The following is a 15046-nucleotide window of genomic DNA, read 5'->3' as shown; positions in this document are numbered from 1 at the left end:
TTGGGCAATCTTAAATCTCCATCCTCTCGTAGTTTTTTCCCAGGGCTTGCTTGCAGTGGCCAAGCGAACAACGTTATCTTCCCTTCCATTCATCTCTCTATTTCGCGATTTCAACACGCATGAACACACGCCGCGCAATTATTCTCTTCCTTCGGGACGAGCGGGAAGAAGGGCTGCTGAAGCCGCTTCCGCTGGGGTGTGTTGCGGGGGGATATCGGCAGCTTAACAGAACCATCACCGAGCGGCTGCTTACAAGTGCGGGGCCGGCTACCGATCTGGTTGTGGTTGGGTCCACGCCCGTCAAAGGGCTGACGGCACTGCCGCAGAAAGGGAGCAATTTTAGCGAGCGGATTACCAACGCCTTCCGCGACACGTTTGCGCTGGGATACCAGCAGGCGGTGATGGTTGGCAACGATTGCCCAACAATCGCCCCAAACGAAATTGCCGCCGCCTTTGCCACGCTCGATCAAGGGTTTGCGGTTTCCGCTGCCCCCGCACGCGATGGCGGAGCCTACATCATCGGCCTTGCCGCTGGCCGTGTCAACTTCACGGAGTTTGCTGCGCTGCCGTGGCAAACCGAAGCCCTGTTTGCCGGGCTGCTGCAACTCCCCGAAGCGGTTTCGGTTGGTCCGGTCCGCGCTGATTTCGACACGTGGCGCACCGCTGCGGCCCGGCGCGCACTCCGCCAGTTCATCGGCTTCACCAGCGGGGTGCTGACCCCTTCCCCAATTCAGCCGTACTCACGTTCCCCCCACTCCACGTGGATGGCGCTTGCCCGTCCGCACCTTCCCGCTCCCCCCAGCCACCGACGCTGATCTAACATTCCCTTTCCATTCCAGCCTTTGCATTGCGGCGTAGCTCTCTGTGCTATGTCTGCTTCTTTTTGCATTTGGCTTGCGTTCTGCTTGCATCGGCCACGCTCCGTTTGGGGTGGGCCATTGGGATGCTTTGCGGATTGTTTGAACTCCATCCATTCCTGTGGGGATGGCTGCACGTTATCACACGTCGGTTACAGCAACAACACACAACCTAATGAAGCATACTTCACTACCGTTACGCACGCTTATCAAGCGTTTGCCATTACTCACTTCGGCAATTGCCGCGCTGGCAGCCACGGCTGCGGTGGCGGAGGATATCGAGGTCGCGATCAGCGACGGAACCACACGCCAGCCGGTTGCTGGAATCGTGGTGACGTTGCAGAACCCCGCGATTGGATTCCGCGACACCGCCACCACCAACGAACAAGGGAAAGTCCGATTCTTCGGGCTGACAACATCGGGCGCGTACTCCATCGCCACCGATGACTCCGAGGCATACCTTCCGGGGCGTGTCACCAACATTGTGCTGCGGTCGAACGCACCGCGCAGCATCAACCTGGTGCTGATTCCGAAACGGACAGCGGAGTCGCGCACGATTACCGTGATCGGCAAAGGAGAAGCGGAGTTGAACAGCATCAACGCCGAGGTCTCCTCCACCATCACCACTCGCCAGATTGAAGATTTACCGGTGGAAGGGCGCGACCTGACGCGCGTGCTGTTCCGCCTGCCGAACGTCACCCAAGCCACCGGCTTTTTCACCGAGGCCCCGAACGTCAGCATCAACGGCGTGAACGGCCTGTACGCCAACTACTTGGTGGACGGGATGGACAACAACGAGAACTTCTTGGGGGGGCAGAAATTTGCCATGCCCAGCGGCTTCGCGCAAAGCGTCACGGTGCTGGCCAACAACTACTCCACCGAGTTTGGCAGAACCGGAAGCGGCATCTTCAACATCACCACGCGCTCCGGAAGCAACGACCTTTCGGGTGAGGTCTTCTACCTTGTCCGCCCGGGACCTTCGATTGATGCCGGCAATCCCTACGCCCAGCGTGACCTTTCCGGGAACCAAGTGAAAGATGGATTCCAACGCCACCAAGCCGGGGTTGCCGTTGGCGGCGCAATCGTTCCCGACCGCACTTTCTTCTACGCCAATTTTGAGCAGACGATTGACCTGAAGGACAACCTTCTTTCGGTCCCCCAGCTGAACATCAGCGAAACGGTGCGCGGGACCAACAACTTCAGCTTTGCCTCGCTGAAAGTGAATCATTTCTGGAGCGAGCGGTTCAGCTCATCGCTGCGGGCAAATGTTGGGTTGGTGGGGATCGAACGGCAAGGGGGCGGGTTGGAAGGGGGGATCGGTTTCCCGTCATCGGCCAACACCCAGGACCGGAATTCCGTGCTGATTGGGACGCAGAATATCTACACCGGCGAGAACTTCACCTACGAAGGGAACCTGCAGTTCAGCCGGTTCCGCTGGAACTACGCCAACCCGGCAAACCCCACAAGCCCGCAAGTCTTTGTGCTTGATTCCAGCGGGAACAACGCGCTGGCAGTGCTTGGGCATCCAGGCTACGTTTTTGATGATGTTGAGAACACCATCAATCTTCAGCAGAAGATCAGCCTGACCACGGGGAACCACCGGCTGAAGTTCGGCGTGGATCTGCTTTCGGCAGATTTTGCCTTGACCGGCGGCGGCAACCCGAACGGGAACTACACGGTGCAGCTAAACGGCCAACAGCAGCGCGACCTTGCCGCACGGCAGCTTGGCGCGGGCCTGGGGATCAACGACATTCCTTCCAACGTTGCTGTGCTGAATTACAGCATCGAGTTGCAGCCAAAATCGTTCGGCGAACGGCAGAATATCATCAGCGTGTATGCCGAGGACCTCTTCTCGGTCAGCAGCAATCTGAACCTCACAATCGGCCTGCGCTACGACTACGACAACCTGTCGGTTGGCGGAAGCGATGCGGGCGACCTTGACAACATTGCCCCACGGCTTAGCTTCAACTACAAGCTGGATGAGCAAAGCGTTATCCGGGGCGGGTACGGGCTGTTCTACGACAAGATTTTGTACGCCATTTACAGCGACGCACTGCAGCAGAACTCCACCTCGGCAGGGTATCGCCAGCAGCTTCAGCAGTTGATTGACCGCGGGCTGCTGCCATCCGATACTGACCTTGATAAGATCACCTACGACGGCAACGTCACTGCCGACATATCAAGCGGCGTGACCTATCTGCAAGGGCCGTCGTCCGAGTCGCAACAAGGCGCGCGTGCGCTTGCCACCAGCAACGAGCGGCGCATCCTGAACCCGAACGGATACCAGAACCCGATGACCCATCAAGTCTCGCTGGGCTACCAATATCAGCTGAACGATAACACCCTGTTTTACGCGGACCTGATGTACACCAAGTCGAGCAATCTTCCCCGGCTGTACAACCTGAACGCGCCGGCCTTACACCCGATTGACCCGCAAAACGTGGTGGTGCGCAGCACCTCGGCTGCCGACTCCACCCGCCCAATCGCGGTGGTTCCAGGCGGGGCAAAAAACATTGTGATGACGGAAATGGAGGGGAAAGGGGAGTACATGGCGGCATCGCTGAACGTGGTGAAAGAGAAAGGGGCCGACGACTACGGCTACCGCCTAAGCTACACCCTGTCGCGGTCCTACAACAACACCGAGGACATCAACTTCAAGGCGCAGGATGGGAATAATTTCGAGGCAGAGTGGGGGCCATCGGTGAACGACCGCACCCATGTTATCAGCGGCATTTTCTACTACTACCCCATTGCCGATCTGGGCGTTTCCGTTGCCGCGCTGCTGCAAAGCGGGCAGCCGATAAACCGCGTTGCCGACGGCACCAAATTTGGGACCACCGATCTGAACGGCGACGGAACCAGCTACGGCGACCAGTATGTGGCAAACGTGGACCGCACCCCAGGCGTGGAGCGGAATGCCGACCGGCTCCCCTGGTCCAAAACGGTTGATCTGGGAATTCAGTACAGCATCCCGGTCAGCAATGCCATGAAGGTGGAGGTCCGTGCCGACATCTTCAACGCCTTCAACATTGTGAACCTGAGCGGCTACGCCAACAACGCCACGCAAAGCAACCAGATTCAAGTGGGGAACGTTGGCGACCCGGTGGTGCAGCGGAACATTGCTCCGCTTCGCCAATTCCAGTTCGGCGCTCGGCTCCTTTTTTAACAGCATGGCAAGGGAAGGGGAAGCGCGAAGCTGCCCCTTCCCCGCTTGCATTGTTGCCCACGGGCGCACGGCATTTCTGTTGCAACGCGCCCCAGCTACCAAACCAATCTCTGAATCAATTTCTCCATGAAATTCCCAACACTCCTGCTTGCCTTTTGCTTGCTTGCCCTGTTCTTGCTCCCAATCGGCTGTGGCCAGCAGCCCGACAGCAAGCCGCCGACGGTTGACCCCAGCAGCGCATCGTGGGAGCAGATTGCTGCCGAGGCACGCGGCCAAACCGTCACCCTTGCCATGTGGCAGGGCGACCCGCTGATTAACGACTACATGAAAAACTACGTTGCCCCAGCCCTGAAGAACCAGTACGGGGTGACGCTGAACATTGTGGGAAACCAGGGGAACTCCATCGTCTCCACCCTGATGACCGAAGCGGAGGCGGGGAAAGAAGAGAGCAGTTATGACCTGATGTGGATCAACGGCGAAACCTTCTACCAACTGCGCCAGGTGAAAGCCTTGCATGGTCCATTTGTTGACAAGCTGCCGAACGCCGCGATGATTGATTTTGGCAACCGGTTTATCAACACCGATTTCCAGCAGCCGGTGGAGGGCTACGAATGCCCGTGGGGGAACGTCCAGCTTGCAATCATCTACGACACCGTGCGCGTTCCCAACCCGCCACGGACGCGGCAGCAGTTGGAGGAGTATGTGAAAGCCCACCCGGGAACCTTCACGTTCGATAATTCTTTCACCGGCATGACCTTCCTGAAGTCGCTGCTGATTGACATTGCCGGAGGGGAACAACAGATTGCCGGCCCGTTCGATTCCGCCAAATACGCAACCTACTCGGCCCAGCTGTGGGAATATATCAACCGCCTGAAGCCATACTTCTGGAAAGAGGGGAAAACCTACCCATCCTCCGTTGCTCCGCTTCACCAGATGTTTGCCAATGGCGAGGTCAACTTCACCATGAGCAACAACGATGGCGAGGTGGATAACAAGGTGCTGCAAGGGATCTTCCCCAACACCGCGCGCGCCTACGTGCTGGATGCCGGAACAATCCAGAACAGCCATTACATGGGGATTGCAAAACGCTCGGCCCACAAAGCAGGGGCAATGGTGGTTTGCAATTTCCTGATATCGCCGGAAGCACAGCTGCGGAAACTGGACCCGAACGTTTGGGGCGATGGAACCGTGCTGGATATCACCCGGCTGCCGGCGGAGTGGGGTGCAAAATTCCGCAACGTCCCCGGGCGGCGATATGCCCCACCGCGCCAGCAGATACAGCCCAAAGCCTTGATGGAGCTTGCGCCGGAGTACATGATCCGATTGTTCGATGATTTCAGAACTCATGTCATCCAGAAGCAACCTTGACCGCCTGGGATTCCTGTTGTTTGTGCTGGTGGCGATTGTTCCAATGGCTGCCGGTTTGGCATATGCCCTGGGCTACAGTCTGGGGCTTTCGGGGCTGTTGTCGCAGGGGTTCACGTTGCAGTATTGGGGCCGGCCATTCCAGGAAGGGAACCAAATTTTTGAATCGTTCGCTTTCAGCCTTGGGGTGGCGGTGGTGGCAACGGCCATCACGCTGGGCGCGGCGTTGCTGCTGGTCCTGACGGTTCGGCGTTCGCTTACGGCGGGGTGGTTGGCGCATCTCTCCACCATTCCGCTGGCGTTGCCCGGAACGGTGCTGGCGTTTGTTGTGCTGCAATGGTTTTCGGGGTCGGGGGTGGCGGCGCGGATTGCGTACGCGCTGGGCTTGCTGCAAACCCCAGCGCAGTTTCCGGGAATCGTGAACGACCAGTACGGCGTTGGGATCATCATTGCACAGGTGATGGTTGGCGTTCCATTTTTTGCGCTGCTGCTGGCGCAGCTGTGGCACAGCCAGCGGATAAGCCAGCTGATGGAGTTGGCCCAAACAATCGGCGCAACCCGCCGCCAGCGGGCGGCGCGGGTGGCGGTCCCGATTCTGCTGCACCGCGCTTTCCCCACCGTGATGCTCCATTTGGTGGCGGTGATTGGCGTGTACGAAGTCCCGCTTCTGCTGGGCACGCAATCCCCCCAAATGATCTCGGTCCTGACCATGCGGAACTACGCGATGTTCGACCTTCAGCAAAAACCGGAAGCGTTTATCTGCGCTATCCTGTACACCATTCTTTCGCTGCTGCTGATTGCCCTTGCGTGGCGCAGAATGGACCATCCGGCAGCGCAATGAGCAATCGGCGCAACCCTTTTTTGACGATTGTTGCGGCGGCCACCGGGCTGGTGTTCGCCGCCCCCATTGCATACTTGCTTCTGCTCTCCGTTGCCGAGCAATGGACCTTCCCGCATCTGTTTCCGCCCCGCTTGTCGCTGGGGTTGTGGGGAACCATCTGGGAGCGGGAGCAGGGGTTGGTCCAAAGCCTTCTGGTCTCGATAATAATTTCGGTGGTGGTGGCGGTTGGGTCCACGGCGGTGGGGTTTCTGGCGGCGCGGTACGTCAGCTACCACCGGTGGCGGCGGGGGTTGCTTTTTTTGTCGTACATCCCGTTTGCCATGTCGCCGGTGGTGTTGGGGGCTTGCGTCCATGTGATCTTCCTTCGGTTGGGACTGGTGGGAAGCGGCGTTGGTGTCATCATCGCCCAGATGATCTTTGCGTTGGGCTTTGCTGTCATCTTCTTCGTCAGCTTCTGGAATGCCGAGCGGAAAGCCCTAGAGGAAGCGGCGCGGATGCTGGGCGCAACCACCTTGCAGACCTACCGCCGGGTGCTCCTTCCGGTCTCGCGCCAGGCGTTGCTGCTCTGCTTTTTGCAGACGTTCCTCTTCTCCTGGTTTCAATACGGGCTTACGCTGCTTATTGGCGGGGGGAAGGTGCAGACGCTTCCGATGGTGGTCTATCTGTACACCGGCGAAGCCAACATCTACTACGCCGCAGGGGCCAGCATTTTGCTGATGGTTCCGCCGCTGGCGATGCTGTGGGGGAACCGAAAAATCGCCCTACGGGTTGGATAACTCTCCGCAAAAAAACATCATGGTATTAACCGCTCAAGAGATATCGAAACGCTACGGCCAGCAGGTGGTGCTGCAAGGGGTGGGGCTATCGGTGGCCGAACGCCAGACGCTGAGCGTGCTGGGCCGCTCGGGCTGCGGCAAAACCACGCTGCTGAAAATCATTGCCGGATTGATCCCTCCCGATGGCGGAACGGTGCGGCTGCATGGGACCGAAATCAGCCGGAAGCCAGCCGAACAACGGAACGTGGTCTATCTCTACCAGGAACCGTTGCTCTTCCCGCATCTGACGGTTTTTGAGAACGTGGCCTTTGGGCTGCGGATACGCCACCTTCCAGCCAGCGAAATTGCCAGCCGAACCAATCAGATGTTGGCGCATCTGGGGCTGGAAGCTCATGGAAAAAAGCTGCCGCACCAATTAAGCGGCGGCCAGAAACAGCGGGTTGCTTTTGGCCGGGCAATCATCATCGCGCCCGACGTGCTTCTGCTGGACGAACCATTCAGCAGCCTGGATCCGGAGACGCGCGCATCCATGCAGCAACTGATGAAACAGTTGATCCACCAGTACGGAATCGCCTCGCTGTTTGTCACCCACGACCTGAAGGAGGCAATCTTGATGGGCGATAGCATCGGATATATGGCCGAAGGGAGGCTGGAAACGTTTGCCACCCGGCAAGAGTTCATCAACCACCCTATCTACGGCGCGCGGGAGGAGATCGCCTTCTGGGAAGCACTCAGCCAGCAGACATCAACTGAAGGATATGCCGCAATCGTTTGATCATATCGAATCCATCTACTGGGTCTTCACGCAGCTTTGCAACGACCAGTGCGACCACTGCTACAACAACTCCGGCCCACGCGGCGAACGGATGAGCTTGCAGGAATGTTTGGCCGTTGTTGGCAACCTTCCGGCCCGTGCCGATCGGGTGATCCTTTCCGGGGGCGAGCCGCTTGCCGAGCGGGCAATCCTTTACGCAATCTTGGACGCGCTGCGGGCGAAGTACGGCCCAGCAACGCAGATCATGCTGCAAACCAACGGCGACCTTCTTACCGGGGCAATCCTTGATGAACTGCTTGCCCGCGGCGTCACCCGCATTGACATTGCCAGCATTGACCGCTACCACAAACACGCCGGCACACGCCGCCAACTGTTGCAGGAACTGTTCAACTCCCGAGGGATGAGCGGCGACGACCTGGACCCACTAGTTGAAAAAGAGACCTACCTGAAACAAGGCTCCGCCAGCTACGGTTTCTGGGGGGCAACGGAGGAGATGTGGTTGGGGGGAAACTGGGCACGCGGGCGAGCAATGGAGAAAGGGAATTGGCTGCGGGATCACACCCATAATTTCTGCGCAATCCTTTCCGGCGGGCGGGGGTTTCTGGGGGGGACAGAGCTGCCGCAAGAAATCTCCATCCAACTCTGGAAGATCAACCCTTGCTGCCCGGGAACGCTCCACCCGATGGGGGATGCGCGGACCGAGAAGGTGGCCGATGTGCTGCGGCGGGTTGCCGGGTCGGACGTGTTCCAAGCGATCAATCAGGGGGACCCTTACGGCATGGGCCAGTCCATCGGCATCAGCCGCGCGGAGGCGATGGACGCTGGAGCCGCGCTTGGCAATATCTGCCTGTGGTGCGACCACTTCTTCCAGCATCACTTCGACGCTCAGGAGCTTCGCCCACGCGACGGCACCACCGGCCAGTTTCCGCTTCCGGTGTTGCAGCCGTTGCCCCCTTCCAACACCGCAATCAACAACACGCCGTAAATCTGCAACCGTAAACCCGCAACCTGTATGCTTACTGCTATTGTGGTTCACAATGGAATCCATGAGTTGGAGCTGATGTTCCAGCCCACCGAGAAGGTCCGCTACGGCTTTGTCCGCACCGGCCCCGGCTTCCCCGAGCGGCTTGCTGCGGCGCTTGCCACCGCCGACGCGCTGGTTGTTCCCAACGGGTCCGACCACGTTGCCATGTTGGATGCAAAAAGCGTTGTTCGGGAGTTTCTTGATGCCGGCAAATCGCTTCTCTGTTTCGATGGATGGTTCACCGCGTGGGTCCCGGGCAACCACTGGCAAATGGATAACAGCCGCCGGACGATTGAGGTCCGCTACGCCGCCGGAACCGACCGCCACAACTTGCTTGATGGGGTCAATATTGATGAACTGATCTTCAGCCACGGAATCTCCGGCTGGTGGGCCTGCGGCTATATCACCCCCGCAGCCGAAGCGGACCCACTGCTAACCGATACGTGGGGGCGGGCAATGGTGGTGATTGACGAAGCCACAACGCCCGGGCGAATGATCCTAACCTCCAGCGGGCCGCTTGCCGATTTCTCCTACGACGGCAGCAGCGACCACGCCCTATCCCGACTCTACCGAAATTTCCTTGACCACATATCCACCAATCGCAAAGGGTGAACCATGCAGAACGTTGCATTGCTGTTTAACGGGGTCTGGTCCCATTACGTGTTTGCGACCGCGCCGAAATACCGCGACATCTACCGGCTGATTTACGTGCACGACCTAACCGACGCGCACCTTGCCGGAATGCGCGCGCTGGTGATTCCGTTCCAATCGAACCAAGATGCCATTGCCGAACGGAAGGACGTGATCTACCGTTTTTTGGCGGAAGGGAAAACCGTTTTTGTGGAAGGGGACAGCCGCCCCGATTGGATTGGCGCGAAGTGGGAGGACCGCCCCGTGAACAACTACTGGTGGGTCACGAACCCGAACAATCCCCCGGTGGCCAGCACCGATTTCCAACATCCGCTCTTCCGGGGTTTGCGCCCGCGCCATGCGTGTTGGCACACTCACGGCGTTTACACCCGCATTCCCGAACAGGCCAGGGTTGTGCAGCGGAATGGAGAGGGGGAGATTATTTCCTGGGAGACCGAGCAGCACGGCGGACTGCTGTTTGCAACCACGTTGGATGGGATTGTGGAGCAAGGGGTGCAGCAGATAACCCACCTGGATAACTTCTGCGATAATCTTACCGAATGGCTGAGCGGGGTTCGGCCAGCTTCCGAACGGATGACCATTGACCCGGCGGCCTACGGCGTTGCAGCAATTGGACGATAGCCGACGCTATCAACTCAACAACATCAATCAACTCAACCAACAACTCTTACTCAACAATCCAGATGCCCACCTACTACGAATCGAACGACCTTGCCCGCTTTGCCGATGTTGGAACCCACCAGCGCGCACTGATGGATAAATTTTTTGAGTACTACGGAATGGCCACCGGAACCGACGGCGCGTTGACCAAACGGGAAAAGCAGCTGATTGGCCTTGCCGTTGCCCACACCATCCAATGCCCGTACTGCATTGATGCCTACACCACCGGATGCCTTGAATCAGGGGCGGACCCGGAGCAGATGACCGAGGCACTTCACGTTGCCGCTGCCGTCCGCGGGGGGGCCTCGCTGGTCCACGGCGTGCAGATGCTGAATGGATTGGAGAAGGTGGGAGCCTGATCCAACTGAGAGACTGAGAAACTTAGAGACTGAGAGACGCAGCGGTGAGCTTGGGGAAGGCTTTTCTTCCCCAAGCATCGCCCATTCCATGCGGCCCATTTCCATCCGGCCAATTTCCAACAACCAACTCACGGCAACCATGCTCATTTTCGACGGACACAACGATCTTCTTTCCCGGCTGTATGCCATTGGCGACCGCGACGGAACCAGCGTGTTCCGGCGGAACACCGAAGGCCATTTGGACCTGCCACGAATGGAGGAAGGGGGATTTGGCGGCGGGTTCTTCGCGGTGTGGCTTCCTCCGCAGGGGAAAGGGAGCGGGTTCCAGCCCGTTCCTGGCGGTGGGTATCTGATGCCGCTTCCTCCGCCGTTGGATTTGCCAACCTCGCAGCGGCTTGCAATGGCGATGTCGGCAACGTTGTTCAAGATTGAGGCGGCTTCCAACGGGAAGGTGAAGGTGGTCCGCTCGGCAGCGGAGGTTCGCCAGTGCTTGGCGGCGGGCGTTGTGGCGGCAATCCTCCACTTTGAAGGTGCCGAGGCGATTGACACCGATCTGGAGGCGTTGCACGTTTTCTACCAAGCGGGTTTGCGTTCGTTGGGAATTGTCTGGAGCCGTCCGAATGCGTTTGGGCATGGCGTTCCAATCGCCTTCCCCGCCACGCCCGACACCGGCCCGGGGCTGACCGACGCGGGGAAGCGGCTGGTGCGCGAGTGCAATCGGCTTGGGGTGATGATTGACCTTTCCCACCTGAACGAGCGGGGATTCCGCGACGTGGCCGCGCTGACCGACGCGCCGTTGGTTGCCACCCACTCGAACGCCTGGGCGTTGTGCAAATCGGCGCGAAATCTTACCGATTACCAGCTGGACGCCATCCGCGACAGCGATGGGATGGTGGGGCTGAACTTCGCCACCATCTTCCTGCGAAGCGACGGCGGGCAAACCACCGACACGCCGATTGCAACGATGATCCGCCACCTTGATTATTTGGTGGAGCGGCTTGGCCCAACGCGTGTTGGCTTCGGCAGCGATTTCGACGGAGCCGCCATGCCGCAACAAATTGGCGACGTGGCTGGGCTTCCCAAACTGATCCACGCGCTTCGCCAGCACGGCTACGACGATGCCACAATCCAACAACTTGCCCACGAAAATTGGGCGCGGGTGATTGGGCTAACGATGAAGCAGCAACCAGCTGCGGCCCGGCAGCCGGCAAGTGAGTTCACCAAGCACTGATTTCTTTCACGACGATGCCATACGATTTCCACGACAAGATTCAACAGCACTCGCTGGAGCTGCCCCCGGCATCGCTTGCCACGTTGCAGGTGAATGTTGGGAAGCTGTGCAACCAAGCCTGCTTGCATTGCCACGTTGATGCCTCGCCAAAGCGGACCGAGGCAATGGACCAGCGCACCGCGCAGCGGGTGATCGAGGTGCTTGCGGCCCACCCGCAGATCGCCACGCTGGACATCACCGGCGGCGCGCCGGAGCTGAACCCACATTTTGATTGGATGGTGGCCGAAGCAAAAAAACTTGGGAAGCACGTGATGGTCCGCCACAACCTTACCGTGCAGTTCGATGGCAACCCGGTCACTGGGGAGAGCAAGGAGTATCTGCCAGAATTTTTTGCCGAGCATCGTTGCGAGGTGGTGAGTTCGCTCCCCTACTACTCGCAGTATTTCACCGATAAGCAGCGTGGGCGTGGGGTGTTCAACAAGTCCATCGAGGGGATGAGGCGGCTAAATGATGTTGGCTACGCGAAGGATGGAAGCGGATTGGTGCTGAACCTGGTGTACAACCCGGTGGGGGCGTTTCTTCCGGCAGCGCAAGCGGGTTTGGAGGCTGATTACAAGCGTGAGTTGGCGGCGAAATTCGGGCTGCATTTCAACAGCTTATTCACCATCACGAATATGCCGATTCACCGATTCAAAGCGGACCTTGTGCGGCATGGCGGCTACGATTCCTACATGGAAAAACTGCTGAACGCCTTCAATCCCGCCGCTGCCGAAGGGGTGATGTGCCGCTCGCAGATTAGCGTCAACTACGATGGCCGGCTAAGCGATTGCGACTTCAACCAGATGCTGGAGTTGCCGGTGGAGTCCGCCGCGCCGCAAACGATTTTCGATTGGGATTTTGATGCACTGCTGGCGCGCCGAATCGTTTTTGCTGACCATTGTTTTGGCTGCACCGCTGGCGCGGGAAGCTCGTGCGGCGGAGCGACGGCGTAGAGAGAGAGAGAGGAAGAGTGTGTGAGATCGGTGAAAAGAGTAGGGAGATGGAGTTCCCGTTTTCACCCATAATGAGGGAAGCAACCCGACGTGTGTGGCGTACCCGAAGTACGCCGGGCTGCTTCCGCTCTGGTTGAGATGGCTGAACCGAGATTGCCGCGTCGGTTCCAGTTTGCAGGCTTCTACGAAGGGACTCACCGCCACTTATCGGATGAGTATCAACGGAGCCGCAACTACACTGGCACTGGTCGCCATGCTGCAAACGTACGTTCCTGCGGGCAGTTTTGGAAGCACTATTCTTAGGCTTCCAGTTTTTTCTGTGATTTCTTGCCGATACCACTCTTTTCCCAGCAGGTCGGTAATTCGTAATTCCCCACGAGATTCCTCCGCATTCCATTCCACGATTGTTGCCTGTTCACCACTCAGCAAATTGGGCTGCAGGGTGATTCCGATGGGCGACGATTGGGGCACCGCCGGCGCATCCATGGGACCCCCTTGTTGATAGTAGGCTTGTAGCCCTCCGGCCTCCATTCCCACAATCAACCACGAACCTTCGGAGTCAAGGAAGAACAGAGGGGCGGGATTGGAACGATCAGGGAAATCTATATCGGGGAATTCTGGGCTTTTCTGGAACCCTCCTTCGCCGTTGTTAAGATAGAATTGAATGCCATCACGTTGCCGCCCGCCCGAGGGGCCGGACGGCGTGGCATTCCCGACAATAACGTCAATCTTCCCGTCTCGGTTAATATCGGCCATTCGCGGGGCCGAGTCGCGCCCGGCATTCAGCGCATCGAACGGCGGCGGTGGCGATGCGCGTTCAAACGCTGGCGTGGTGGGGGTTCCGACGTTTTGGAAATAGAATGCTTGGCCATTTTGCGCGCCAACCAACAGGTCCAAATCGCCATCGTTGTCCAGATCACCAAGCGAGGGTGAGACGTTTGTGTTGATTCCGCTCACATCGGCAAGCGACTCGGAGAACACCAACCGATTCCCCTGGAATTTCCAAATGGAGATCATCTTTGTGGGGTCTTCCACCACTCCGCCAATCACCACCTCGGCCACGCCATCTCCGTCAAGATCACCCGTTGCGGGGGCGGTACGCTGCCAGCCAGGAACGCCAAACGTTTCCTTCTTGCGCCACGTGGATACTTGGCTTCCATTTGGGAAACTCATCTCATAGTAGGTGAGTGTCCCCTCCAGCGAACCGATCAGGACACCATCCCTCCGAGAATCCTTGATACGGGCGGGGACGGCATATTCGCCAACGTCAATCTCATCGGTTGGGTCCTTCTGTTGGCGGCGCATCATCGGCGCGGTGTTGGTCCCGACGTTGCGGAAAACTTGCAGCGGTGCAAACTGGCTGTTGGGAAGAAGCGAGGAGACAAGGACATCCTGAGCATTATCAGTATCTATATCGCCTGCTTCGGCTTGGTTAAATCCAAGGCTTTGCACATCGTCGCCCATTCCCCGGAAAGCAGTGTCCAAACGGTTCATTCCGAACTTTGCTTTCTGCGGTGTGCCGTCGTTGTGGAACAGGAGCAACCGCTCGGTGAAGAAATCACCGAACAGAATATCTAGATCTGCATCGCCATCAATATCGGCAAACCCCAGCACGCTTGCGCCATGCCGTTCGTTCTGCTGCTCGCGTTGCGTTGCCGCCCCCTCTTCCGGCTTTGCTTGGCTTGCAATCACCATGATATCCATGTACAAATCGGTTCGGAAGGTAAAGACCGGAGATTGTGGCGTTCCGGTGTTTTCGTAGAAGTTAATGGCACCATCAACCTTGCCGTAGAACAGGTCCAAATCGCCATCAGCGTCAATATCCACAAAGGAAGGGACGGTTTCCTGCTGGGTGTAGATAGGAGAACCATCGGCACCACGCACTGTGTCGGCAATTGCAGAGAACAGGGGTTTCTTTTGTGTTCCATTATTTCGATAGAGCAGCACCTCCGAGGTCGCGCCGCTGCTGAACAGGTCGTCGTCGTTGTCGGCATCAATATCGGCAAAGCGAAACCAGCGGCGCACCGGAAGCGAGTCGTACGGGGAAGGGAAGGCGCGGCGGAAGATGAAGTCGCCATAATTCCAATACAGCCGCAGCACGTTATCGGGGTTCAGCGTGAACAGATCGGGGATGTGGTCGCCGTTTACGTCACGCAATCCGATGCGCGGCTGGTACAGCCCTCCCGAAAAAGGATTGACCATTTGGATCCCCTGTTCCGATTCCACGATAATGGACTCCCATTGCCTTTCGAACGGCTGCGATAAGGTTTTCTCCGCTGGCAACAAGACCAGCAGAAGAAGGAAGCAACGGAAGGGAATGGCTTGTAACATCAGGAGACCTCTTTCAAA

At 58.3% G+C, this 15046-nt stretch carries 13 protein-coding genes; 12 read left to right on the top strand and 1 reads right to left on the bottom strand.

What is annotated here, in order from left to right:
- Positions 1 to 119 precede the first annotated feature (119 nt).
- The 12 genes from IPM61_08330 to arsS all read left to right on the top strand — a co-directional run bounded on the left by IPM61_08330 (position 120) and on the right by arsS (position 12697).
- Complete coding sequence (locus tag IPM61_08330; GenBank protein MBK8911327.1) at positions 120 to 815, top strand: DUF2064 domain-containing protein; 696 nt, start codon at positions 120 to 122, stop codon at positions 813 to 815.
- 217 nt (positions 816 to 1032) lie between these two features.
- Positions 1033 to 4023: a TonB-dependent receptor gene (locus IPM61_08325; protein MBK8911326.1), complete on the top strand. Its 2991-nt coding sequence runs from the start codon at positions 1033 to 1035 to the stop codon at positions 4021 to 4023.
- Positions 4024 to 4149: 126 nt separating this feature from the next.
- Positions 4150 to 5391 (top strand): ABC transporter substrate-binding protein, encoded by a 1242-nt coding sequence (locus IPM61_08320; protein MBK8911325.1) that lies wholly within the window; start codon positions 4150 to 4152, stop codon positions 5389 to 5391.
- A complete protein-coding gene (locus IPM61_08315) occupies positions 5369 to 6229 on the top strand; it encodes an ABC transporter permease subunit (GenBank protein MBK8911324.1) in 861 nt (286 codons plus the stop codon). Before IPM61_08320 ends, IPM61_08315 begins: the two co-directional genes overlap by 23 nt.
- Complete coding sequence (locus IPM61_08310; GenBank protein MBK8911323.1) at positions 6226 to 7005, top strand: ABC transporter permease subunit; 780 nt, start codon at positions 6226 to 6228, stop codon at positions 7003 to 7005. Before IPM61_08315 ends, IPM61_08310 begins: the two co-directional genes overlap by 4 nt.
- 19 nt (positions 7006 to 7024) lie before the next feature.
- Positions 7025 to 7780, top strand: coding sequence for an ABC transporter ATP-binding protein (locus IPM61_08305; protein ID MBK8911322.1), 756 nt, complete (start codon positions 7025 to 7027; stop codon positions 7778 to 7780).
- On the top strand, positions 7764 to 8765 hold the full coding sequence (locus IPM61_08300) for a radical SAM protein (GenBank protein ID MBK8911321.1): 1002 nt from the start codon (positions 7764 to 7766) through the stop codon (positions 8763 to 8765). Before IPM61_08305 ends, IPM61_08300 begins: the two co-directional genes overlap by 17 nt.
- Before the next feature lie 27 nt (positions 8766 to 8792).
- Entirely contained in the window at positions 8793 to 9416 is a 624-nt protein-coding gene (locus tag IPM61_08295; GenBank protein ID MBK8911320.1) for a hypothetical protein, read from the top strand.
- Between the two features lie 3 nt (positions 9417 to 9419).
- Positions 9420 to 10076: a hypothetical protein gene (locus IPM61_08290; protein MBK8911319.1), complete on the top strand. Its 657-nt coding sequence runs from the start codon at positions 9420 to 9422 to the stop codon at positions 10074 to 10076.
- 62 nt (positions 10077 to 10138) lie between these two features.
- Positions 10139 to 10474, top strand: coding sequence for a carboxymuconolactone decarboxylase family protein (locus tag IPM61_08285; protein ID MBK8911318.1), 336 nt, complete (start codon positions 10139 to 10141; stop codon positions 10472 to 10474).
- 139 nt (positions 10475 to 10613) lie between these two features.
- The gene (locus IPM61_08280; protein ID MBK8911317.1) at positions 10614 to 11705 is read left to right on the top strand and encodes a dipeptidase; all 1092 of its coding nucleotides are present in this window, start codon (positions 10614 to 10616) and stop codon (positions 11703 to 11705) included.
- Positions 11706 to 11719: 14 nt separating this feature from the next.
- Positions 11720 to 12697, top strand: coding sequence for an arsenosugar biosynthesis radical SAM protein ArsS (arsS, locus tag IPM61_08275; protein MBK8911316.1), 978 nt, complete (start codon positions 11720 to 11722; stop codon positions 12695 to 12697).
- Positions 12698 to 12901: 204 nt separating this feature from the next.
- On the opposite strand, the gene IPM61_08270 is transcribed toward arsS, so the two are convergent.
- Positions 12902 to 15028, bottom strand: a complete 2127-nt coding sequence (locus IPM61_08270) for a VCBS repeat-containing protein (protein MBK8911315.1) — start codon at positions 15026 to 15028, stop codon at positions 12902 to 12904.
- Positions 15029 to 15046 lie beyond the last annotated feature (18 nt).

This window comes from Chlorobiota bacterium, assembly GCA_016710285.1.
Taxonomy (GTDB): Bacteria; Bacteroidota; Ignavibacteria; order OLB7; family OLB7; genus OLB7.
The sequence above is the reverse complement of the archived record's forward strand: the minus strand, read 5'-3'. Positions and strand labels throughout refer to the sequence as shown.

Coding starts and splice junctions, on each gene's coding strand:
- IPM61_08305 (MBK8911322.1), top strand. CDS start 7,025: ATGGTATTAACCGCTCAAGAGATATCGAAACGCTACGGCCAGCAGGTG.
- IPM61_08330 (MBK8911327.1), top strand. CDS start 120: ATGAACACACGCCGCGCAATTATTCTCTTCCTTCGGGACGAGCGGGAA.
- IPM61_08310 (MBK8911323.1), top strand. CDS start 6,226: ATGAGCAATCGGCGCAACCCTTTTTTGACGATTGTTGCGGCGGCCACC.
- arsS (MBK8911316.1), top strand. CDS start 11,720: ATGCCATACGATTTCCACGACAAGATTCAACAGCACTCGCTGGAGCTG.
- IPM61_08280 (MBK8911317.1), top strand. CDS start 10,614: ATGCTCATTTTCGACGGACACAACGATCTTCTTTCCCGGCTGTATGCC.
- IPM61_08270 (MBK8911315.1), bottom strand. CDS start 15,028: ATGTTACAAGCCATTCCCTTCCGTTGCTTCCTTCTTCTGCTGGTCTTG.
- IPM61_08295 (MBK8911320.1), top strand. CDS start 8,793: ATGCTTACTGCTATTGTGGTTCACAATGGAATCCATGAGTTGGAGCTG.
- IPM61_08285 (MBK8911318.1), top strand. CDS start 10,139: ATGCCCACCTACTACGAATCGAACGACCTTGCCCGCTTTGCCGATGTT.
- IPM61_08300 (MBK8911321.1), top strand. CDS start 7,764: ATGCCGCAATCGTTTGATCATATCGAATCCATCTACTGGGTCTTCACG.
- IPM61_08290 (MBK8911319.1), top strand. CDS start 9,420: ATGCAGAACGTTGCATTGCTGTTTAACGGGGTCTGGTCCCATTACGTG.
- IPM61_08320 (MBK8911325.1), top strand. CDS start 4,150: ATGAAATTCCCAACACTCCTGCTTGCCTTTTGCTTGCTTGCCCTGTTC.
- IPM61_08315 (MBK8911324.1), top strand. CDS start 5,369: ATGTCATCCAGAAGCAACCTTGACCGCCTGGGATTCCTGTTGTTTGTG.
- IPM61_08325 (MBK8911326.1), top strand. CDS start 1,033: ATGAAGCATACTTCACTACCGTTACGCACGCTTATCAAGCGTTTGCCA.